At 71.6% G+C, this 22,048-nt stretch carries 17 protein-coding genes; 9 read left to right on the plus strand and 8 right to left on the minus strand.

All coding sequences use genetic code 11. From position 1 onward, the window contains the following. Window positions 1–17 precede the first annotated feature (17 nt). Window positions 18–2,363, minus strand: coding sequence for a DEAD/DEAH box helicase (locus tag AB0I28_RS05430; RefSeq protein ID WP_357489753.1), 2,346 nt, complete (start codon window positions 2,361–2,363; stop codon window positions 18–20). A gap of 149 nt (window positions 2,364–2,512) precedes the next feature. Between AB0I28_RS05430 and AB0I28_RS05435 the strand changes: the two genes are divergently transcribed. The 4 genes from AB0I28_RS05435 to AB0I28_RS05450 all read left to right on the plus strand — a co-directional run bounded on the left by AB0I28_RS05435 (window position 2,513) and on the right by AB0I28_RS05450 (window position 4,867). Continuing rightward, a complete protein-coding gene (locus AB0I28_RS05435) occupies window positions 2,513–2,845 on the plus strand; it encodes an STAS domain-containing protein (protein ID WP_357489755.1) in 333 nt (110 codons plus the stop codon). Between the two features lie 2 nt (window positions 2,846–2,847). Next, a complete protein-coding gene (locus tag AB0I28_RS05440) occupies window positions 2,848–3,219 on the plus strand; it encodes an ATP-binding protein (protein WP_357490834.1) in 372 nt (123 codons plus the stop codon). Between the two features lie 65 nt (window positions 3,220–3,284). Further along, window positions 3,285–3,989, plus strand: coding sequence for an alpha/beta hydrolase (locus AB0I28_RS05445; protein ID WP_357489757.1), 705 nt, complete (start codon window positions 3,285–3,287; stop codon window positions 3,987–3,989). Window positions 3,990–4,030: 41 nt separating this feature from the next. After that, the gene (locus tag AB0I28_RS05450; RefSeq protein WP_357489759.1) at window positions 4,031–4,867 is read left to right on the plus strand and encodes an alpha/beta hydrolase; all 837 of its coding nucleotides are present in this window, start codon (window positions 4,031–4,033) and stop codon (window positions 4,865–4,867) included. On the opposite strand, the gene AB0I28_RS05455 is transcribed toward AB0I28_RS05450, so the two are convergent. From AB0I28_RS05455 to AB0I28_RS05470, 4 genes are all read right to left on the minus strand, one after another. Further along, window positions 4,857–5,219 carry a VOC family protein gene (locus tag AB0I28_RS05455; protein ID WP_357489761.1) on the minus strand — a complete coding sequence of 121 codons (363 nt, stop codon included), beginning with the start codon at window positions 5,217–5,219 and terminating at the stop codon, window positions 4,857–4,859. The genes AB0I28_RS05450 and AB0I28_RS05455 overlap by 11 nt on opposite strands. 30 nt (window positions 5,220–5,249) lie before the next feature. Continuing rightward, complete coding sequence (locus AB0I28_RS05460) at window positions 5,250–5,681, minus strand: NUDIX domain-containing protein (protein WP_357489763.1); 432 nt, start codon at window positions 5,679–5,681, stop codon at window positions 5,250–5,252. A gap of 92 nt (window positions 5,682–5,773) precedes the next feature. Beyond that, the gene (locus AB0I28_RS05465) at window positions 5,774–7,267 is read right to left on the minus strand and encodes a HAMP domain-containing sensor histidine kinase (RefSeq protein ID WP_357489765.1); all 1,494 of its coding nucleotides are present in this window, start codon (window positions 7,265–7,267) and stop codon (window positions 5,774–5,776) included. Further along, on the minus strand, window positions 7,264–7,974 hold the full coding sequence (locus AB0I28_RS05470; RefSeq protein ID WP_357489767.1) for a response regulator transcription factor: 711 nt from the start codon (window positions 7,972–7,974) through the stop codon (window positions 7,264–7,266). Before AB0I28_RS05470 ends, AB0I28_RS05465 begins: the two co-directional genes overlap by 4 nt. Before the next feature lie 498 nt (window positions 7,975–8,472). On the opposite strand from AB0I28_RS05470, the gene AB0I28_RS05475 reads away from it, so the two are divergent. Further along, window positions 8,473–10,809 carry a sodium-translocating pyrophosphatase gene (locus tag AB0I28_RS05475; protein WP_357489769.1) on the plus strand — a complete coding sequence of 779 codons (2,337 nt, stop codon included), beginning with the start codon at window positions 8,473–8,475 and terminating at the stop codon, window positions 10,807–10,809. Window positions 10,810–10,880: 71 nt separating this feature from the next. Further along, complete coding sequence (locus AB0I28_RS05480; protein WP_357489771.1) at window positions 10,881–11,900, plus strand: pyridoxal-phosphate dependent enzyme; 1,020 nt, start codon at window positions 10,881–10,883, stop codon at window positions 11,898–11,900. Here the strand turns inward: AB0I28_RS05480 and AB0I28_RS05485 are convergent. Next, window positions 11,888–12,505, minus strand: coding sequence for a TetR/AcrR family transcriptional regulator (locus AB0I28_RS05485; RefSeq protein WP_357489773.1), 618 nt, complete (start codon window positions 12,503–12,505; stop codon window positions 11,888–11,890). The two genes, AB0I28_RS05480 and AB0I28_RS05485, sit on opposite strands and share 13 nt — an antisense overlap. Window positions 12,506–12,556: 51 nt before the next feature. Here AB0I28_RS05485 and AB0I28_RS05490 point away from each other — a divergent pair, with 51 nt between their 5' ends. Beyond that, the gene (locus tag AB0I28_RS05490; RefSeq protein ID WP_357489775.1) at window positions 12,557–13,918 is read left to right on the plus strand and encodes a serine hydrolase domain-containing protein; all 1,362 of its coding nucleotides are present in this window, start codon (window positions 12,557–12,559) and stop codon (window positions 13,916–13,918) included. Here AB0I28_RS05490 and AB0I28_RS05495 read toward each other — a convergent pair. Together AB0I28_RS05495 and AB0I28_RS05500 are read right to left on the minus strand one after the other, a co-directional pair. After that, window positions 13,878–15,731, minus strand: coding sequence for a serine/threonine-protein kinase (locus AB0I28_RS05495; protein ID WP_357490836.1), 1,854 nt, complete (start codon window positions 15,729–15,731; stop codon window positions 13,878–13,880). The genes AB0I28_RS05490 and AB0I28_RS05495 overlap by 41 nt on opposite strands. 108 nt (window positions 15,732–15,839) lie before the next feature. Continuing rightward, window positions 15,840–17,720, minus strand: coding sequence for a serine/threonine-protein kinase (locus AB0I28_RS05500; RefSeq protein ID WP_357489777.1), 1,881 nt, complete (start codon window positions 17,718–17,720; stop codon window positions 15,840–15,842). Window positions 17,721–17,843: 123 nt separating this feature from the next. On the opposite strand from AB0I28_RS05500, the gene AB0I28_RS05505 reads away from it, so the two are divergent. Further along, window positions 17,844–18,338 carry a hypothetical protein gene (locus AB0I28_RS05505; RefSeq protein WP_357489779.1) on the plus strand — a complete coding sequence of 165 codons (495 nt, stop codon included), beginning with the start codon at window positions 17,844–17,846 and terminating at the stop codon, window positions 18,336–18,338. 940 nt (window positions 18,339–19,278) lie between these two features. Then, window positions 19,279–21,984 carry a type I DNA topoisomerase gene (gene topA / locus AB0I28_RS05510; RefSeq protein WP_357489781.1) on the plus strand — a complete coding sequence of 902 codons (2,706 nt, stop codon included), beginning with the start codon at window positions 19,279–19,281 and terminating at the stop codon, window positions 21,982–21,984. Window positions 21,985–22,048: the final 64 nt, after the last annotated feature.

Raw genomic sequence — 22,048 nt, forward strand, 5'->3', positions numbered from 1 at the left:
GGACCCGCGTCCAATCATTAGGGGCCCTGAGTATTAGCGTCCTTCGTTTTCGCGCCGGAAGTCCGCTCCCGCAGCGAGTCGAGCACCACCCGCAGCACCGCGAGGGCCCCGGCCTTGTCGAGCGGCTCGTTGCCGTTGCCGCACTTCGGCGACTGCACGCACGAGGGACAGCCGGCCGGGCACTCGCACGCCCTGATCGCCTGCCGGGTCGCCGCCAGCCACGTCTCGATCGCCTCGAAACCGCGCTCGGCGAAACCCGCGCCGCCCGGATGCCCGTCGTAGACGAAGATCGTCGGCGTCCCGGTGTCGGCGTGCTCGGCCGTCGACAGGCCCCCGATGTCCCAGCGGTCGCAGGTCGCCACCAGCGGCAGCAGGCCGATCGCGGCGTGCTCGGCGGCGTGCAGCGCGCCCGGCACGTCCTGCTTGGACAGCCCGGCGTCGGTGAGCGCCGAAGGCGCGATGGTCCACCACACGGCGACCGTCCGCAGCGAGCGCAGCGGCAGGTCGAGCAGCTGCTCGTCGATGACCTGCCCGCTGGGGACGCGCCGGCGCTGGTAGGAGGTGATCTGCCCGGTCACGTCGACCTCGCCGAGGTAGGCGGCGACGGGCCCGGCGTCGACCCGGCGGGTCACCGACAGGACGGTCAGGTCGGTGACGTCGCGGGGATGGGTGGTCCAGTCGGGGTTGGCGGGGTGCACCATCGCGGTGGCGTCGTCGAGGTCGAGGGTGTCGACGAGGTACGTGCGGCCCTGGTGGGCGTACACCGCGCCGGGGTGGGTCAGGAAGTGCGAGGAGGCCGCGTCGACGGTCCCGAGGAGCTGCCCGGTGTCGCCTTCGACGACCGCGACGGGTTCGCCGCCGGTACCCCGCAGGGAAAGTTCGGGCCGGTCGTGGCGGGTCCAGAACCAGCCCGCCCGCCGTTTGCGCAGCAGTCCCGCCTCGCACAGCATTTCCAGCGCGGTGGCGGCCGGCTCGCCGCCGAACAGCTCGACGTCGGCCTCCGTCAGGTGCGACTCGGTGGCCGCGCGGCACAGGTGCGGCGCCAGGACATAGGGGTTGGCCGGGTCGAGCACGGTCGCCTCGACGGGTCGGTCGAAGATCGCCTCGGGGTGGTGCACGAGGTAGGTGTCCAAGGGGTCGTCGCGCGCGACCAGGATCGCCAGCGCCTCACGTCCGGCACGTCCCGCGCGGCCCGACTGCTGCCACACCGAGGCCAGCCGTCCCGGGTACCCCGCGAGCAGTACCGCGTCGAGGCCGGCGATGTCGACGCCGAGTTCGAGGGCGTTGGTCGCCGCGAGCCCGAGGATGTCGCCCTCCCGCAGGCGGCGCTCCAGGTCGCGGCGCTCCTCGCGCAGATAGCCCGCGCGGTAGGCCGCGACACGCCCGGGCAGATCCGGGTCGACGTCGGCCAGCGCCTGCCTCGTGATGCTCGCGACCGCCTCCGCTCCGCGCCGCGACCCGACGAACGCGACCGTGCGCACACCCGACACGACGAGGTCGGTGAGCAGGTCGGCGGTCTCGGTCAGCGTCGACTTGCGCACCGGCGCGCCGCCCTCCCCGGTGATGTCGGGCAGCATCGGCGGTTCCCACAGCGCGAAGGTCGTGCCCGCGCGCGGGGAGGCGTCCTCGGTGACGGCGTGCACGTCGGCGCCTATGAGCCGGGCGGCGGTATAGGCGGGGTCGCCGGTCGTGGCCGAGGCCAGCACGAACACCGGTTCGGCGCCGTAGAGCGCCGCCACCCGCCGCAGCCTGCGCAGAAGCAGTGCCACGTGCGAGCCGAACACGCCCCGGTAGGTGTGGCACTCGTCGACGATCACGTACTTCAGGCGCCGCAGGAACCTCGCCCACCGTTCGTGCCGGGGAAGCATGCCGTGGTGCAGCATGTCCGGGTTCGACAGCAGCAACCGCGCGTGCCGCCGCAGCCATTCCCGCTGCTCATAGGGGGTGTCGCCGTCGAAGACGGCCGCGGTGACCGAGCTGAGCTCCAGTTCGGCGACCGAGCGCATCTGGTCGGCGGCCAGGGCCTTGGTCGGAGACAGGTACAGCGTGCAGGCGGCGTCGTCGTCGAGCATGTCCGACAGCGCGGGCAACTGATACGCCAGAGTTTTACCCGAGGCGGTTCCCGTCGAGATCACGACGTGCCGGCCCGCGTGCGCCGCCTCGGCGGCCTCCACCTGGTGCGTCCAAGGCGCCTCGACCCCCTGTTTGACCAGTGCCGAACGCAGCTCTCCGGGCACCCATGACGGCCACGCCGCGACCGTCCCGGCCTGCGCGGGGATCCGCCGGACGTGCCGCAGCGACTCCGCGTCGCGGCTGAGCCGCAGCCGCTCCAGGAGCGCCGTCGGCACTGAGATCTGCCTCATGATTGACGAGCGTCGCACAGAAGGTCGTGAGCGGCCCATCCCGACTGCCGCTAACCTGTCCTTGCGGCGAGGCGACCGGCGGAAGAATGATGAGTACGGTCGAGGTGAGACCTACTACAGCCCCGGCGCCGACCTGTACGGGAGGGTAAATGGAACTCGCGCTGTCCACGCAGACCGACGGTGACCGCTCGGTCGTCGCGGCCCGTGGGGAGATCGACCTGTATTCGGCACCTGGCCTGCGCGAACGCCTGCGCTCACTGGTGACCGACGGCGTACGGCACTTGACGGTCGACATGAACGGCGTTGAGTTCTGCGACTCCACCGGCCTGGGGGTGCTCGTCGGCACGCTCAAACGGCTGCGTGAGGTGAACGGCACATTGGTCATCGTGTGCAACCAGGAACGCATCCTCAAGATCTTCCGGCTGACCGGACTGGACCAGATCTTCGACATCCAGGACACCGCCAGTCCGGCCGGTTCGTGACCATGCCCGTGGTGCGGGTCAGCTTCACACCGGCGCCGGCGCATGTACGGACCGTCCGGCTCGTGGCCGGCGCGGCCGCGCTGCAGGCGGGGCTGAAAGGCGAGGCGGTCGATGAGGTCCGCTTCGCCGTGGGTGAGGCGTGTGCCCAGGCCGTCGCGCGGCATCAGCGCTACGGTCTGCGCGACCGGGTCCGCATCGAATGCGAGGGCAACGGCGCGGGCTTCACCGTGCGCGTCTCCGACCGCGCCCCCGTCGACGACGCCGCCAACAGCGACCCGGTCGCGATGGCCCTGCTGTCCGGCCTCGTGTCGGACCTGCGCATGACCGCCTCGTCCGACCCACCGGGCACGACCGTCCACTTGTACTTCCGCTAGCCCTCTGACCTGCGGGTTTCCCGACCGCACGAGTCGCCGTCGTACCCGTGTTCTATTCTTCGGCCATGACTACGTACGTGCTCGTGCCCGGCGCCTGGAGCGGCGCCTGGCTCTGGGAGCCGGTCACCAGGGAGCTGCGGGCCCACGGCCACGAGGCCCACCCCATCACCCTGCCCGGCCTCGCCGCGCACGCCGCCGAGCCCTCGGCCACGGTCACCCTCGCCGAGCACGTCGCCTTCGTGCGGGAGTTGCTGGCCAGTCTCGACCTGAGCGACGTCGTGCTCGTCGGGCACAGCTACGCCGGAATCGTCACCGGCCAGGTCGCCGCCGCCGAACCCGAGCGGGTCGCCCACGCGATCTTCGTCGACGCGAACCTGCCCGTCGAGGGGGAGAGCCTGGTCGGCGCCTTCTCCGCCGAGGGCCAGCAGTACCTGCGCGGGCTCATCGCCGACAACGGTGGCCTGTGGCCGCCGGTCTCGATCGAAGACCTCGCCGAACTCGGCGTCGAGGGGCAGCCGGCCGAGTTCTTCCGCTCCAGAGCCGTCCCGCACCCCGGGCTCACCGCCACGCAGCCCGCCGTGCTCGCGCGCCCGCTGTCGCAGCTGCGCGCCACCTACGTCAACTGCACCGTCCCCAACGCCGAACTCGTCCCGCAGGCCGCGGCTCTCGCCGACGCGCCGGGCTGGACCTTCGCCGAAATCCCCACCGGTCACTGGCCGATGCTGACCGCTCCCGAGGCCCTTGCCGAAATCCTTCTTAAGGCCGCCTAAGCGCCCGTGGCGGCGCCGATGGCTCCAGGTACTGTGCGCGCATGAGCAGACGCCCCTTGTGGACCTTAAGGCGCGCCGTTCCCGACGGGGTGGAACTCGCCTGGCGCGACACCGGTGTGGTCCCGGCCGACGGCGACCTCGGCTGGGACAACCCCTGGGCGGCGGCGCCCGAGGCGACCGCCGCGCCGGGCGCTTGGGACGAGGTCCCCGTCATGCTCCTCCACGGTCTGGCCGGTGACGGCCGCAGCTGGACCGACTTCGCGCGGCGCCTGGCCGCCGTGGGCCGCCGGGCGATCGTGCCCGACCTGCGCGGCCACGGCCAGAGCGGACGCAGCGCCGACTACACCTTCGAGGCCTTCCGCGACGACGTCCTCGCCCTGGCCGGGGAACTCGCCCTGGAGCGCGTGGACGTGGTCGGCCACGCATTAGGCGGGCACGTGGCCACGATGGTCGCCCAGGCGCGGCCCAAGCTGGTCCGGCGCCTGGTCGTCGAGGAGAGCCCGCCCCCGCCGCGCGACGAGGCCGAGGCGATGCCCTTCGCCGACCGCAACCGGCGCCCGCGGGCGCGGATGGGCCCCAAGGAGGTCTTGAGCACGCTGCCGACCCTGCTGCGCTTCGACCAGCGGGCGCTCGGTCACGTCGCCCCCGCCTACCGGACGCCTTCGCCCGACTGGTGGGCCGCGCTGCCCGCGATCACCGCCGAGACGCTGCTCCTCTACGGCGGCCCGAGCGGGCCCGTCCCGTTGAACCGGCTCGACGCGCAGGCCGAGGCCATCCCCGACTGCCGGATCGCCACCTTCGCCGAGGCCGGGCACCGGATCCACAGCGGAAGCCCCGAGCAGTTCGCCGAGGTCGTCCTGCCCTTCCTCACTGCTTGAGCGGCGACCCGTAGCGCAGCAGGTTCCCGTCAGGGTCGATGTGCGCCCCCTCCCGCAGGCCGTAGTCGGTGTCGACAGGCGGCACGAAACGGCCGGACGCGCCCGACCGCGACCACTCCTCCGACAGCTCCTCGGCGTCGTCGACGTACAGGTAGGCCGAGACCACCGACAGGTCCGGTTCGAGGCCGTCGACCCGCGACAGGTGCAGTTCGATCCCACCGCGTCTGGCGAAGGCGTACTCCGCCTCGCCGGCGTAGGTCTCGACGGTGAAGCCGAGCGCGCGGTAGTGGGCGACCGACGCGGAGAGATCCCCGACCGGCAGAACGGGCGAAACCCTTGTGAAAGTCACCATGTCCGCAGCGTAGGCGCCCGGTACGACAGTTCAGGCGATCGCGTTGAGCAGCCCTCGCACGTCGGGGCTGACCGGTCCGGGGGCGTCGCCGGGCTTGACCCATTCGAAGGCGTCGTGCTCCTCGGGGCAGAGCCGGACCGGCTCGACGGCGGTGACGCGCAGCTCCCAGTTGTGCTGCCGCATCCGGATCCCGCGCGAGGTGTAGTCGAAGGAGCCGAGGTAGGCGCCGACCTTCTCGACCACCAGGCCGGTCTCCTCCAGCACCTCGCGGTGCAGCGCGGTGAACAGGTCCTCGCCCGGGTCGACCTTGCCCGAGGGCAGCTCCCACTGCCCGGCCATGTACTCGGCCGGCGCGCGGCGCAGCAGCAGGATGAGGCCGTCGTGGGCGATCACCCCGCCGACGACCTGCTGTTGAATGCCGTCGCGGGCGTCGCCTTCGGTCAGCGTTTTCGGTTCTGGCATGTCGGTCCCCCTCGGCCGTCGGTCTGGCGAGCCTACGGGGTCGGCGACCACGGCGCCCCACGGATCCGGCGGCGGGCGAGAAGGCGAGCGTTTCAGTCGAGCGGGAGCAGGACCCGGAAGGTCGCGCCCTCTCCCGGGGAGGTGTCGAGCTGCACACAGCCGCCGTGGCCGGTGACGATGGCGGCCACGATGGACAGCCCCAGCCCGGCGCCCGAGGCGGCCGAGCCCTGGTCGCGCACGCGGCTGGGATCGGCGCGGTAGAGCCGCTCGAAGACGCGTGCGGCGTCGCCGGCGGTCAGGCCTGGGCCGGAGTCGGCGACTTCGAGGACGGCGACCGGCCCGGCGGGGCGCGTGCTGATCTCGGCGGTGTGCCGTTCGGTGTCGGCGCCCGAGCGGCCGAGGCGGACGACGATCCGCGCGTCCGGCGGCGTGTGCCGCAGGGCGTTGGCGACCAGGTTGGCCAGCACCTGCCGCAGGCGGGGCTCGTCGCCGGGGACGGTCACCGGCTCCAGGACGTCGTCACCCGGCAAGGCCTCCAGGGTCAGCGACCGGCCCGGCGCGCGGGCGTGGGCGTCGCGGACGGAGTCGGCGGCCACCGCGAGCAGGTCGACGGGGTGCCGGTCGAGCGGGCGCCGGCGGTCGAGGGAGGCCAGCAGCATCAGGTCGTCGACGAGCAGGCTCATCCGCTCCGACTCGTCCTCGATGCGGCCGATCGTGTCGTCCAGGACCGGCCCCGGCGGCGCCCCGCCGCGCCGGTACAGCTCCGCGAAGCCCTTGATCGAGGTCAGCGGCGTGCGCAGCTCGTGCGAGGCGTCGGCGAGGAACTGCCGCAGCCGCGCCTCCGAGGCCGCCCGGTCGTCGAGGGCCCGCTGGATCCTCGCCAGCATCGTGTTCAGCGCGCCGCCCAGCCGCCCGGTCTCGGTGTGCGGGTCGACGTCCTGGACGCGCGAGTCGAGGTCCCCCTCGGCGATCCGCGCGGCGGTGGCCTCCATTCGCGTCAGCGGGCGCAGCCCGATGCGCACGACCCACGAGGCGCCCACCGCGAGCAGCACCAGGATCAGCAGGCTCACCCCGCCGCCGATGAGGACGAGCCGGGCGAGGGTCGAGTCGACGCTGTTGAGGGACAGCGCGACGAGGGTGTACCCGCCGCTCCTGTCCCGCACGGCTTCGAGACGCCACACGTTGCCGTCGGCGTCGGTCACGGTGAACGGCTCCCCGTCGGCGGCGTGCGCGGGCACCGACCCGACGCCGGACAGCTCCTCCGGTGTCTCGCCGAAGTTGGACTCGTCGGCGAAGAGGTAGTTTCCCGCCTGGTCGTAGTAGTAGACGCGGGGCGCCTCGGTGGCGAAGGGGTGGCCGCCGCCGGGGGTTCCGGGCAGGCGCGGCGCCGGCATCTCCCCGGGAACCTGGCCGGAGGCGAAGCGGGCGCTCTCCTCCAGCTGCTTGTCGATGCGGTCGGTGAGATAGCCGCGCAGCAGCACCGCGGCCGTGCCGATCGCCGCCGTCAGCGCCACCGCGATGATCGCCACGATCATCACCACCATCCGCGTGCGGACGGGCCAGTGGCTCCAGCGGCGGACCCTCACTTCGCCCTCGGCACCCGCAGGGCGTAACCCACACCCCGCACGGTGTGGATCAGCGGCGGATGGCGCTGGTCGATCTTCTTGCGCAGGTAGTACACATAGGACTCCACGATGCGGCCGTCGCCGCCGAAGTCGTAGTTCCAGACCCGGTCGAGGATCTGCGCCTTGCTCACCACGCGCCCGGCGTTGACCATCAGGTAGCGCAGCAGGTTGAACTCCGTCGGCGACAGCTCGACGTGCTCGCCGCCCCGCCGCACCTCGTGGGCGTCCTCGTCGAGCTCCAGATCGGCGTAGCGGAGCACGCCGTCGTCGGCGCCCGCCTTGGAGCGCCGCAGGATCGCCTGCACGCGCAGGATGACCTCTTCGAGGCTGAACGGCTTGGTGACGTAGTCGTCGGCGCCCACGGTGAGACCGGCGACGCGGTCCTCGACGGCGTGGCGCGCGGTCAGGAAGAGCACGGGCACGTCGCGGCCTCTGCCGCGCAGGCGCCGGGCGACCTCGAAGCCGTCGACGTCGGGCAGCATCACGTCGAGGATCACCAGGTCGGGCGCGTAGTCCTCGGCGACGCGGACGCCCTCGCCGCCGTCGTGGGCGACCCTCACGTCGAAGCCGGTCAGCCGCAGCGTCGCCGACAGCAGGGCGCCGATGTTCGGCTCGTCGTCGACGACCAGGACCTTCGTCTTGGCCGCCCGGACCGTCGGATGGCTCACCGGGTTCTCCTCACTCCAAGGGCTCGGACACCAGGGTGGCGCGCGGACCTCAAAGGCACCTCGGAACGGACTGGACGCCCGATGTGAACCGAGGGTGATCGTATCCGTGTGGAGCGTGACCGGTGGTGGGATCGGACGACCGCGCCTCCGAGATCGTGGCCTGCCGATCACTCACTGAAACGCCGTCACTCGGTACCCACTGCACTCCGTAACGTGCCCACGACTCGCACCCCGCGTGGCCAAGATCTCTTCGGGTATGCGCCGCCGATCCCGCGCGCATCGCCGCCGCGGTTGGGAAACCCGGTCCTACCTGCATGATCGGCACCGACCGTGCCCTGTCTCGCCGATTGAGTAGGCGACCGTCGGCGGAACGTGAACGGAGGCCATACGCATGTGACCTTGCACACCGGGTGCCGATACACTCCCCGGGTCGTCTCGCACAGGCCGTCACCGACGGTCCCACAGCGGGACCTTTCTTAATCGGTTACTGGAGGACGGATGTCCCAAACGTTGCTCGCCAACGGCGACGAGAACGCGGTGTCCCTGACTGGTGCGAACTTCACCTATGTCATCATTGCCGCCGCTATCGCCCTCGTCGCCCTAGGCTTCGCCGCCGCCCTGGTCAAGGCAGTGCTCTCGGCCAGCACCGGCACGCCCAAAATGCAGGAGATCGCCACCGCCGTGCAGGAGGGCGCCTCGGCGTACCTGCGCAGGCAGTTCAAGACACTTGGCATCTTCGTGCTGGTCGCCGTCGCGCTGTTGTGGTTGCTGCCGGTCGCCGACGGAGGCAACGCGGTCAAGGCGGGCCGCTCGTTGTTCTTCGTCGTCGGCGCGGGTTTCAGCGCCTTCATCGGCTGGGCCGGCATGTCGCTGGCGACGCGCGCGAACCTTCGCGTCGCGTCCGCCGCGCGTGAAGGCAGCCGGGAGCGCGCGATGTCGATCGCGTTCCGCACCGGCGGCGTGGTCGGCTTCCTCACCGTGGGCCTCGGCCTCGTGGGCGCGGCCGGGGTCGTATTGATCTACAAGGGCGACGCGCCCACCGTGCTCGAAGGCTTCGGCTTCGGCGCGGCGCTGCTGGCCATGTTCATGCGTGTCGGCGGCGGCATCTTCACCAAGGCCGCCGACGTCGGCGCCGACCTGGTCGGCAAGGTGGAGAAGAACATCCCCGAGGACGACCCGCGCAACCCGGCGACCATCGCCGACAACGTGGGCGACAACGTCGGCGACTGCGCCGGCATGGCCGCCGACCTGTTCGAGTCCTACGCGGTCACCCTCGTCGCGGCCCTCATCCTGGGCAAGGCGGCCTTCGGCGACTACGGCCTGGTGTTCCCGCTGATCGTGCCCGCCATCGGCGTGCTCACCGCGATCGTCGGCGTCTTCATCACCAAGCTGCGCAAGTCCGACAAGGACGGGATGCAGCCGATCAACCGCGCCTTCTACATCTCGGCGGTCATCTCCGCCCTGCTGTGCACCGGCGCGGCTCTGCTCTACCTCCCGAAGACCTGGGACGCCATCGGCATCGAGGGCATCTCGGCCCCCGTCAGCCCGCAGCTCCTGGCGATCGTCGCGGTCATCATCGGCATCGTCCTGGCCGCGGTCATCCTGGCCCTCACCGGCTACTTCACCGGCGTCGGCAGCAAGCCCGTCGACGACGTCGCGAAGACCTCCGGCACCGGCCCGGCGACCGTCATCCTCTCGGGCATCTCGCTCGGCCTGGAGTCGGCGGTCTACTCCGCGCTGGTCATCGGCGCGGCGGTGTTCGGCGCCTTCCTGCTCGGCGGCGGCAACATCACCATCGCGCTGTTCGCGGTCGCGCTGGCCGGTTGCGGCCTGCTGACCACGGTCGGCGTCATCGTCGCGATGGACACCTTCGGGCCCATCAGCGACAACGCGCAGGGCATCGCGGAGATGTCGGGCGACATCGACGAGGCGGGTGCGCGCACCCTGACCGACCTCGACGCCGTCGGCAACACCACGAAGGCCATCACCAAGGGCATCGCCATCGCGACCGCCGTGCTCGCCGCGACGGCGCTGTTCGGCTCCTACACGGGCGCGATGAAGGAGGCCCTGGAGAAGGCCGGCTCGACGCTGTCGGTCGACTCGCTGCTGAACCTCGCCGACCCGCGCAACCTGGTCGGCCTGATCATCGGCGCGGCCGTGGTGTTCATGTTCTCCGGACTGGCGATCAACGCCGTCTCGCGGTCGGCCGGCGCGGTCGTCTACGAGGTGCGCCGCCAGTTCCGCGAGCACCCCGGGATCATGGACGGCACCACGCGTCCGGAGTACGGCAAGGTCATCGACATGTGCACCCGTGACGCGCAGCGCGAGCTGATCACGCCGGGTCTGCTGGCGATTTTGGCGCCCATCGCCGTCGGCTTCGGCCTCGGCGTCGGCGCCCTGGCCGGGTACCTGGCCGGCGCGATCGCCTGCGGTGTCCTCATGGCGATCTTCCTGTCGAACTCGGGCGGCGCCTGGGACAACGCCAAGAAGATGATCGAGGACGGCGCCTACGGTGGCAAGGGCACCGAGGCGCACGCCGCGACGGTCATCGGCGACACGGTCGGCGACCCGTTCAAGGACACCGCCGGCCCGGCCATCAACCCGCTGATCAAGGTCATGAACCTGGTGGCGCTGCTCATCGCGCCCGCCGTGGTCATGTTCAGCGTGGGCACCGACGCCAACCTGGGCGCGCGCATCGGCATCGCCGTGGCGTGCTTCCTGGTGATCGCGGCCGCGGTGATCTGGAGCCGCAGCAAGCCGATCGCCGTCGGCGGCGACGAGCTCGAGGAGGCCGCGTCTCCCGACGCCCCAAAAGATGACAAGGTCGGCGTGTAAGCAGCGCTGACCCGACGTTCGAGGCCCCGGTTCCCCTGAGGAACCGGGGCCTCGCCTTGTACCGTCGGGCCATGACCGACCGCGCCTGGGCCGCCGAGGCCGTCGCCGCCCTCCGCTCCCATGTGGACGGTGTGACGCCGGTGCGGCGGCTGCCGTCGCCGTTCTACACCGTCGACATCAGGGCCGTCGACGAGTCGGGCTTCCCGGCGGGGCTGAAGTACAAGACGGTCCGCGACCTGTTCCTGCGCGACATCGCCGACGGCGCCATCACGGCCGGGACCTCGCTGGTCGAGGCGTCCGGTTCGGCGACGGCGATCGCGGCGGCGCACTTCGCGCGGCTGGTCGGGCTGCCGTTGACGGTGGTGCTGCCGGCGCGGACCTCCCCGGCGCAGATCGCGCGGATCGAGGGCTACGGGGCGGTGTGCCGTCCCGCCGAGCGCCCGGCGGCGATGTACGACGAGGCACGGGCCTTCGCCGCCAAGACGGGCGCGCACTACCTCGACTACCTGGGCCGCGCCCTCGACGCCGTGGACTGGCGGCGCAGCTCGATCGCCTCGGCCCTGGCGGCCGAGGAGCCGCGGTGGATCGTCGTCGGCGTGGGCAGCGGCGTGACGGCCACGACGGTCGGCCGGTACCTGCGCAACGCCGGCGGCACCGAGACGCGGCTGGCGGTCGTCGACGCGGAGAACTCCTCCTACTTCCCCGGCTGGGCCGAGGGGGTCTCCGGCTACGGAACCGGCATGCCCTCGAAGATCCCGGGCATCGGGCGGCCGAGGATGGAGCCGGCGTTCCGCGGATCGCTGGTGGACCTGGTGATCCCGGTCCCCGACGGCGCGAGCGTCGCCGCGATGCGCTGGTGCCACGACGCCACCGGGGTCCCGGTCGGCCCGTCGACGGGCGCGAACCTCTGGGGCACCTGGGAACTGGCGCGGATCATGCGCCGCGACGGTGTGCGCGGGACGATCGCCACGCTGTTCGCCGACGCCGGTGAGCAGTACTCCGGCACCTTCCACGACCCGGCATGGGTCGCCGAGCGCGGCTTCGAGGTCGAGACCTACGCCGAGCGGATCGCCGAGCTCTACTCCCACTGACGGCAGCGGCCGGGGAAGACCGCGGCGACCTCGCCGCGCAGCGCGTCGACGGTGTCGTCGGGGTCGAGGCCGGCGCCAAGGTGCAGGGCGTAGCCGTCGGTGAGGGCCAGCAGCCGTTCGGCGGCGGCCTCGGGGTCGGTGCCGAAGGGGACCTCGCCGCACTCCTTGCCGTTGTGGACGGCCGTGGCGAGCTGGGCGCGCATCGAGGCGAGGGTCTGCGAGTAGAGGGCGGCCAGCGCGGGGTTGGCGGTCGTGCGGCCGAGGAAGGCCAGGGAGACGCGGTGGTCGGAGGCGCTGTCGCGGTCGAGGGGGAGGTATTCGCGCAGGGCGCGGGCGACGACGGCGCGGATGGGGAGGTGCTCGGTGACCGATTCGCGCACCGAGGCCTCGACGCGGGCGCCCATGCGCTGGACGACCTGGCGGTAGGTGGCCTCCAGGAGGGCGTCCTTGCTGGCGAAGTAGTGCTGGACCTGGCCGACGGAGACGCCGGCGGTCTCGGCGGCCTTGGCGACGGTGACGCCGTCGAGTCCTTCGCGGTCGATCAGGCGCTGTACGGCCGCGGCGATCTCGGCGCGGCGGGCGGCGTGATCGACGAGTTTCGGCATGTGAGCACTGTAGCGGTCGCGCTCCCGTTTTCGTATGGCTATATTAATACCGTGATACGAAAAAGATCGGCCGCCACCGCGCTGGCCCTCACCCTCCTCGCCGTTTCCGTACCCGCGTACGGAAACCCCGCCGCCGACACCGACATCGCCGGCCGCGTCGCCGAACACCTCGACGCCACCGGCACACCCGGCGCCGCGCTCGCCGTCACCACAGCCGGGGCCACCACCTACACGCACGCGTGGGGAGTCGACGGCGACGAGCGGCCCGTCACGCCTGACACGCCGTTCCTGTGGGGCTCGGTGGCCAAACCGGTCACCGCGACCGTCGCGCTGAGCCTCGGCGTCGACCCCGCCGCGCCCGTCGGCCGGTACCTGCCGGAGTTCACGCCGACCTGGCGCGGCGAGCCCGCCGAGGTCACCGTCGGCCAACTCATGAGCCACACCAGCGGGATCACCTCGATGGCCGCCACCGACGCCGGCGACAACGGACCCGGCGCCGTCTCACGGGTCGCCGCGCGGCTCTACGACTACGAACTCGACACCGCCCCCGGCGAGGCCCACGTCTACACCTCCAGCAACTACCTGCTGCTGGGTGCGGTGATCGAGGCCGTGACCGGCCGCGAGTTCGCGGAGGTCCTCACCGAGACCGTGCTGACCCCGGCCGGCATGACCCACGCCGTCACCGGTCCCGACGACCCGCTCCCGCCCGGGCACGCCCAGTACTTCGGCCGCCCCTTCTCCTTTGACGACCCTTTCGACCGCTCCGGCCTCCCCTACGGCTACCTCGGCGGCTCGATCACCGACCTGGCCGCCTACGCCCGCTTCGCGCTGACCGGCCCCGCGGTCATGACCGAACCCCAGCCCGGCACCGACGGCCGCTACGGCCTCGGCTGGAGCCTCGGGCGGCTTCCCGGCACCGATGAACCCATGGTCTGGCACTCGGGCGCCACACGCGGCTACCAGGCGGTGCTGATCCTCCTGCCCGCCAAGGGAATCGCCGTCGCACTGCTCCAGAACACCTACGGCGAGGCCCGCGCCGAGCAGCTTCTCAACGCCGGCTTCGACGCCGCCCTCATGAGCGCCGGGTACCGACCCGGCTCCACATACGGCCCGAACGCCCTGCTCCACCTGCCCTGGGCGGCGAGCCTGGCGGCCCTGACGGTGCTCGCCTGGGCGGCATGGCGGGCGTTTCGGCCCCGCGTCCGCCGACGGTGGCTCGCCCTGATCTGGGCGGCCGTCGCACTGGTTCCCTTGGCGCTGCCCGCTTCCGCGGGCGCCGACTGGCGCACCATGTGGTTCTGGACGCCCGACGCGGCCTGGACGCTGGCCGCGTGCACGGTCGCGGCGGTGCTCGCCGCGCTCGTCGAGGCCCTCAGACCAGCCGCCGCCACACGCGCTGCACGTAGGTCGTGATCGCGGGGATGTCGACGCCCCTCGGCCACAGCTTCGCCAGCAGCGCCATCCCGTCGGCGGGCCGGACCGAGGGGTCCTTGTCCAAAGTGGACCGAACGATCCGGGCGAAGGGCCCGTCGAGCTTGTCGATGAACTCCAGCAGCTCCGGATCGGGCTCGTCCATGAGGATCTTGCGGGTGATCGAGGCGATGTCGGGGGCGTCGAAGGGCCCGTGGCCGGTGGCCGCGATGACCAGGCAGCAGCCCCAGGCCCACACGTCGGCGGCCGGGCTGACGTTGGCGCCGCGGAACTGCTCGGGCGCCATGTAGGCCATCGTGCCCAGGTGCGTGCCGGTACGGGTGAGGCGCGTGGCGTTGCGCATGTGGACGATGCCGAAGTCGATGAGCTTGGGGCCGGTCGAGGTGAGCATCAGGTTCGACGGCTTGATGTCGCGGTGCACCAGGAAACTGCGGTGCAGCCCGGCCAGCGACAGGGCCAGCGCGAGCCCGAGGGCGTGCAGTATCTCGGGATCGGTGATGGGGCCGACCTCGTAGACGTAGTCGTCGAGGGTGAGCCCGTCGAGAAGTTCCATCACCATGTACGGCCGCTGCCGGTCGATGCCCGACCCGAGGATCCGCACGGTGAAGGCGTTGTCGATCATCGCCAGCGTGTCGGCCTCGCGCTGGAAGCGGATCAGGTCCTTCTGCGCTCCCAGGACACTGCCGGCGACGGTCTTGAGCGCCACATCGGTGTTGGTCCAGGGATCGCGGGCGACGTAGACGGTGCCCATGCCGCCGGAGCCGAGGCGTTCGATGAGCTCGTAGCCGCCGATGCGGCGCGGGTCGTCGGTCGACAGCGGCGCGGTGGGCGGCGAGGAGCGCAGGGGACTGTCGGGCGGGGCGGCCTGGAGGTTGACGGGATCGGGAGCGAGCGGGGCGTCGATCACCGGGATCTCCTCGGTGGGGAAGTCCGGGACGTAGTCGGGCGCGGAGGCGCGCAGATCGTCCATGGTGGGCGGCGAAAGTCGCGGGGACGGGCGCAGCCGCAGCCGGCCGTCGGTCTCGTCGTACTGGAGGTAGCGCTCGGTCAGCTCGGCGGGCGGTCCGACCGGACGCAGCAGCGCCGGGAGGAGCACGCAGCCGAGCAGTTCCCACACCGAGATGAAGACCGAGGCGCCGAAGGGAAGCACGACCAGGGTCGCGAACAGGGCGAAGGCCAGCGACACCGCCGGGCGGCGGCGGGCCGGATCCCAGCGCAGGACCCACGCCGGCAGGGCCTGCGTGCGGGTCTGCTTGTCCTGCCAGGAGACCGTGAGCCACCAGATGATCCCGCAGGCGAGGCCGCCGAGCGCGATCCGGGCGGCGCTGCCGTCGCCGTTGACGAGCTGCCAGCCGGCGCTGGTCAGCGCGACAGGGGAGTCCGGCGCGTCGACGACCGCCGACAGGCCGGTGTCGCGGGCGCCGAGGTAGAGGGCGGTCAGCAGCAGGGCGAGGGAGACCGTCAGCCCGGTGACCACGAAGCGGTCGGCGAAGCGGAAACCCTTGCGGGGCGGGCGATAGCGCTCAAGGCGGCCCCGCTCGGCCTCGGCCGCACGACTGGAGAAGCGCTCGGCGGTGAGGATTCCGCAGCGGATCGGCCAGGACACCAGCTCGTTGCGCCGGCCGCCGGCCGCGACCATCCACAGTGGAATCGTCACGGTCCGGGCGAGGAGCGCCGCGACGATCAGGGCGACGGTCCAGGACACGCCGGGCGCGCCGAACAGGCCGAGCCCGTCGAGGAGCTCCCGAACCGCGGTGAGCGCCCACGCGGCAGGCATGCCGAATGCGGCCAACACCTCCGACAACGCTTCGACCTTCCCGCTCTCCGTGGCACCCCAACGGACGGTCTGCCCGACAACCCCAGTGGCCGCACCTTACCGTGCCGGTGCGTTGTACGTGGAGTCTCAGCCGCCGATTTTTCCCGCGATCAGCGGCCACCCTCGTCCTATTTGGACGATCTCGTCGCCCTCGGGGCACAGGCGGTCGACCAGCGCCGACCCGTCGGCGGGCCGCTCGTCGACGGGCTTGCGCAGCGCGTCGGTGACGACCGCGCCGAGCTTGGCGTCGATGGCGTAGACCTTCTGCAGGAGCTCCGAGTTGGGCGGCGCGGTGATCACCTTGTGGGTGATCTTCGGGATGCTGTCGGCGTCGAAGGGCGCCTTCACCGTCGCGGCCATCACCAGGCAGCAGGCCCACGCCCACACGTCGGTGGCGGCGGTGACCCGCGAGTCCTCGAACTGCTCGGGCGCCATGAAGGCGAAGGTCCCCAACTGCACGCCGGTCTTCGTCAGCCGGGTGCTGTCGGGGTTGAGGGCGATGCCGAAGTCGATGATCTTCGGGCCGCCGGTGGTGAGCATGATGTTGGCGGGCTTGATGTCGCGGTGCACGACGCCCAGGTCGTGCAGGGTCCGCAGACCCTCGGCGAAGGCGACGCCCAGCGAGCGCAGCGCGGTCGGGTCGGTGACCGGGCCCTTGATGTGCACGTAGTCGTGCAGGGTCAGGCCGTCGAGAAGCTCGGTGACCAGGTACGGGCGGCCGCGGTCGATGCCGGAGTCGAGGACCCGGGCGGTGTAAGGGCCGTCGGCGAGGGCGAGGGTGTCGCACTCGCGCTGGAAGCGCTCGCGCTCCAGGTCGCTGTCGAGGACCATGCCGTTGGTGGTCTTGAGGGCCACGGTCGTCGACGTGCCCGGGCGCTGCGCGAAGTACACCGTGCCCATGCCGCCGGCGCCGATGCGGCCCAGGAGCTTGTAACCGCCGACCATGCGCGGGTCGCCCGGCAGGAGCGGGTTTCCGCGGGGAGCGGCCGACAGGACCGGTGCCATGCGCGGCGGGGGCCCTCCGTGAACGCCCGGCAGGGCCGGGACGGGGACCGGCAGCGGCGGCGGAGGCGCCATGGGAGGCGGATTGGTCCCCCAGCCTCCAGGCGGCGTCGGCGGGGGCGTGGTGCCCCATCCACCCGGCGGGAGCGGCATGCCCGCGTGTGTCGGGACGATCGCGCGGATCCGCGGCGAACCGTCGTAGGGGTCGGGTTCGACGAAGCGGTCCCACACCTCGTCGGGCTGGTTCACCGGCCGCAGGAACGCGTAGGCGAAGATCGCGCCCAGCGCCGTCCACGTCACCACGAACAGCAGCGCGCCGAAAGGCACGAACAGCAGCCCGCCGACGAGGTACTTCGCCACCCGCAGCTTGTACCCGCCGCGACGGCCCCAGGTCAGCGACCACGTCGGCATCAGCCAGCTGCGGACAGTGCGGTTGTAGGAGTAGGAGACCAGCGCCCACAGCACGGCCCCGCCGACCATCGTCGCCAGCAGAACCCACGGGTCGGAGATGGTGAAGACCTGGTAGAACACCGAGGCCATGGAGGTGTCGTCGGCGAGGGCCTTGAGGCCGATGTCGCCCGGGTCGGCGCCCCAGAACACCGACCACCACAGCACGATCATGCAGCCGCTGACGAGACCGACCGAGGCCTTGAACCAGGCCTGGGCGGAGTTGTAGGTCGGGTGGCTGCGGCGCAGGGCCCCGCGGACCTTCGCGGTCTCCTCCGGTGGGAGGCGGTGCGCCAGCAGCGAGGCGCGCACGGGCGCGCAGGCCACGTCGTTGCGCTCGCCGGCCATGGAGCGGATCCACAGCGGGAGCGTGATGATGCGCAGGAGGACGGCGGAGGCGATGACCACCGCGATCCACGACGGCGGGTTGCCGAACCAGGACACCTTGTCGAGCAGCATCCGGGTGAGTTCCAGCAGCCACAACGCCGGTAGCCCCAGAACGGCGAGTAGATCGGCCACGGCAGTCCTTCCCCAGGGTTCGCCACGCACGATATCCCGTGCGCGCTCACGTTCGCTTGCTCAATGGTGCCCGGCGGTAGGTTGACAGGCGTGTGCGGACGCGTGCTTCTTTTCCTGACGGTGGTGTCGGCTCTGTTCCTCAGCGGATGTGATGCGGAGGAACCGGGCGTAAGCGCCGGGGAATGGGCGGCGACGGTGTGCACGACGCTCGACCCGTGGCGTGAGCGGATCGACGCGCTGACGGTACAGGCCCAGAGCGCGATCGGGCCCGACACCGGGCCCGAGGAGACCAAGGCCGAGCTCGTGAAGCTCCTCGACGGCGCCGCGACGGCGAGCGAGACGGCGCGGGCGGCGGTGTCCGACGGGGCCGCGGCGGCGGTCGAGGGCGGGGAGGACGCGCGGGCGACGGTGGTCGCCTACCTGGAGGGCGCGCGCGACGCGTACGCGTCGGCGGGGGACGCGATGGAGGGGCTCGACGCGGGGGCGGAGGGGTTCTACGACCAGGTGGCGGCGACGATGGCGGAGCTGAACACGGCGTACGCGGCGGGGCCGGACCTGGCGGGGGTGAGCTCGGTGGAGCTGAGCGAGGCGTTCGCGACGGTGGGGGAGTGTGGGTGAGGGGTGAGGGGTGAGGGGTCCGGCGTCCGGCGTCCGGGTGTGGGGGCGCCGGGTGGACGCGGCGGCGGTGCCCGGCGTTGGCCCAGCCGGCGTTAGTGGGCCCGCGCGGCCCGCCGGAGACGCTGTCGTCAGGCGCGGTGCCCGAGGGCGGAGAGCGGGTGGAGTGCACGTGAGGCCCGGGTGGACGCCTGAGGCCGCGGCCGGGTTGCGGCCGAAGAAAATGTCATAAGTGCGCCGTATCGTAAGTTTTGGGGCCCCCTTGGGGTCGGGGATGACGCCTGCCCGGATTACCCGGCCCGCCGGGCACGCCCGGCGCGTTTCCTTGCGGCGCTCTGCGGTCCCTCGCGCTCCCGGGGGCGCGAGGGTTTCGCGCCTCGACCTCGGCGCGGGGCGCGCATCGGCCCGCGCTCCCGAGGCGCGTGGGCTTAGCCGCCGATCACGAGCCCCATCGCGGTCTCGGCTCACCCCCGGGTGGTCCCGGCCCGCCCCGTGTGGCTGCGCTCCCGCGCGCCCACCCCCGGAGGCGTCACGCACGCCCAGCCATCCCGCCGAGGCGCCACCATGCTGGAGAGCCTCGGCGCCCCGCCCTCGCCCCCGCCTCCCCGCCCCTACCTCCGCCGCTCCGCCTCGGTCCCCACCCCGTCCCGCCTCAGCCCGAACCCACACCTCTTTCTCTAGGTCCGTTGAGCGCCCACCGAGCGCCCACCGAGCGCCCCCGCCCCCGTATCCCCGCCGTGTCCCCCGCCACTCCTCACCGTCCGAAACCCGACGATCACACGCCAACACCAATACACCCCTCCCGGCCCACGCAGCGGCGTTGTACGGTGCAGACCGGAGTTCGAGGCCAGCTTCAGTGGTCCGCGGGTGAGCGGCCGGCTGGCGCGTTACCTTGGATCCTTGGTTTCCGAGTAGCGAGCTGTCTGTACAAGTGGGGTAAGTAGTGGCCCGATCCGCCGGCACGAAGCGCCTGGTCATCGTCGAATCACCGGCGAAGGCCAAGACCATATCCGGCTACCTCGGCCCGGACTACATCGTCGAGGCGAGTCTCGGGCACATCCGAGACCTGCCTCGCAACGCCGCCGAGGTGCCGACCAAGTACCGCGACCAGTCCTGGTCGCGGCTCGGCGTCGACGTCGACAACGACTTCACGCCCTTGTACGTCGTCAACTCCGAGCGCAAGGCCCACGTCAAGAAGCTCAAGGACCTCCTCGCCGAGTCCGGCGAAGTCTTCCTCGCGACAGATGAGGACCGCGAGGGTGAGGCCATCGCCTGGCACCTCGTGCAGGCGCTCAACCCGAAGGTCCCGGTCAAGCGGATGGTGTTCCACGAGATCACCAAGCCCGCCATCGCCGAGGCCGTGGCCAACCCGCGCGACATCGACCAGTCCCTTGTGGACGCACAGGAGGCCCGGCGCATCCTCGACCGCCTGTACGGCTACGAGGTCTCCCCGGTCCTGTGGAAGAAGATCATGCCGAAGCTGTCGGCCGGCCGCGTCCAGTCGGTCGCCACGCGCATCGTCGTGGAGCGCGAACGCCAGCGCATGAAGTTCCACGCCGCCGACTACTGGGGCATCACCGCCGCCCTGCGCACCGAGCAGGCCAAGGGCGCCGAGCCCTTCACCGCCGCGCTGCTGACCTTCGACGGCGACCGCGTCGCCACCGGCAAGGACTTCGACTCCTCCACCGGCCGCGCCAAGGCCAACGTCGTCCACCTCGACGAGGCGGGCGCGCGCGGCCTCGCCGAGCGCCTGTCGGGCGTCGACTACCAGGTCACCCGCGTCGAGGAGAAGCCCTACCGCCGCCGCCCGTACGCGCCGTTCATCACCTCGACGCTTCAGCAGGAGGCCGCGCGCAAGCTGCGGCTGTCCAGCGCGCAGACCATGCGCGTCGCCCAGCGCCTGTACGAGAACGGCTATATCACCTATATGCGTACCGACTCCACGAACCTGTCGGAGACCGCGCTCGCCGCGGCCCGCCGCCAGGTCGCGGAGCTCTACGGCGACCGCTACGTCCCGCCGGAGCCGCGCCGCTACTCCCGCAAGGTGAAGAACGCCCAGGAGGCGCACGAGGCCATCCGCCCGGCCGGCGACGCCTTCCGCACGCCCGGCGACGTCGCCAAGGAGCTCTCCGCCGAGGAGAACCGCCTCTACGAGCTCATCTGGCGCCGCACGATCGCCTCGCAGATGACCGACGCCGTCGGTAACTCCGTCTCGATCCGCATCAAGGCGACCTCGACGACCGGCGAGGACTGCGAGTTCGGCACCTCCGGCAAGACGATCACCGACCCGGGCTTCCTCAAGGCCTACGTGGAGTCGCTCGACGACGAGGCCGACGAGGCCGACGACACCGAGCGGCGCCTGCCGAACCTGGAGAAGGACCAGCCGCTGTCGGCCGACGCGCTCAACCCCGAGGGGCACCGCACGCAGCCGCCCGCGCGCTACACCGAGGCCAGCCTGATCAAGGGCCTCGAAGAGCGGGGCATCGGCCGCCCGTCGACCTACTCGTCGATCCTGCAGACCATCCAGGACCGCGAGTACGTCTTCAAGCGCGGCCAGGCGCTCATCCCGACCTTCCTCGCCTTCGCGGTGGTCGGCCTGATGGAGCAGCACTTCACGCGCCTGGTCGACTACGACTTCACCGCCGCGATGGAGGGCGAGCTCGACGGGATCGCCTCCGGCGACGGCGCGCGCCTTGGCTTCCTCCAGCAGTTCTACTTCGGTGGCGTGGGCGCCGAGGGCACGGTGGCCGCGTCGGGCGGGCTGAAGAGCCTCGTCGACGACCAGATGCCGCAGATCGACGCCCGCCAGGTCAACTCCATCCCGCTGTTCAGCGACGACGAGGGGCGCACGGTCGTGGCCCGCGTCGGCCGCTACGGCCCCTATCTGGAGCGGCACAAGCCCGACGACACCGAGGCCGGTGAGCGCGCGTCGATCCCGGACGGGACCCCGCCCGACGAGCTGACGCGCGAGAAGGTCGAGGAGCTGTTCCAGGCCGGCAGCGACGAGCGGGAGCTCGGCGCGCACCCGGAGACGGGTGAGCCGGTGGTCCTCAAGTCGGGGCGCTTCGGGCCGTACGTCAACAGCGGGGAGAAGACCTCGTCGCTGTTCAAGAGCCAGGAGATGTCCTCCCTGACGCTTGAGGACGCCGTGAAGCTGCTGTCGCTGCCGCGCCGGATCGGTGAGATCGACGGCGAGGAGGTCCTCGCGGCCAACGGCCGCTACGGGCCCTATGTCAAGAAGGGCAAGGACTCTCGTTCGCTGGAGACCGAGGACCAGTTGTTCACGGTCACCCTCGACGAGGCGAAGGCGCTGCTGGCACAGCCGAAGAAGCGTGGCCGGGCCGCCGCGGCGCCGCCGTTGAAGGAACTCGGCGACGACCCGGTGTCGGGCAAGCAGATGGTGGTCAAGGAGGGCCGTTTCGGGCCCTACGTGACCGACGGGGAGACCAACGCCTCGCTGCGCAAGAGCGACTCGATCGAGGAGATCACCAGCGAGCGCGGTTCGGAGCTGCTGGCCGAGCGCCGGGCGAAGGGCCCGACGAAGAAGGCGACCAAGAAGGTCGCGAAGAAGGCCACGGCGAAGAAGACGGTGAAGAAGACCGCCGCGAAGAAGGGCACGAAGAAGGCTTCGGCGAAGAAGTCGGGTTGAGGCGCGTCCGCGAAGTTTTAGTGGAAGCGGTTCACGTTTCGCGTGTGCGGCGGCTCTTACCCGT

This window comes from Phytomonospora sp. NPDC050363 (assembly GCF_040655735.1).
Classification (GTDB): Bacteria; Actinomycetota; Actinomycetes; order Mycobacteriales; family Micromonosporaceae; genus Phytomonospora.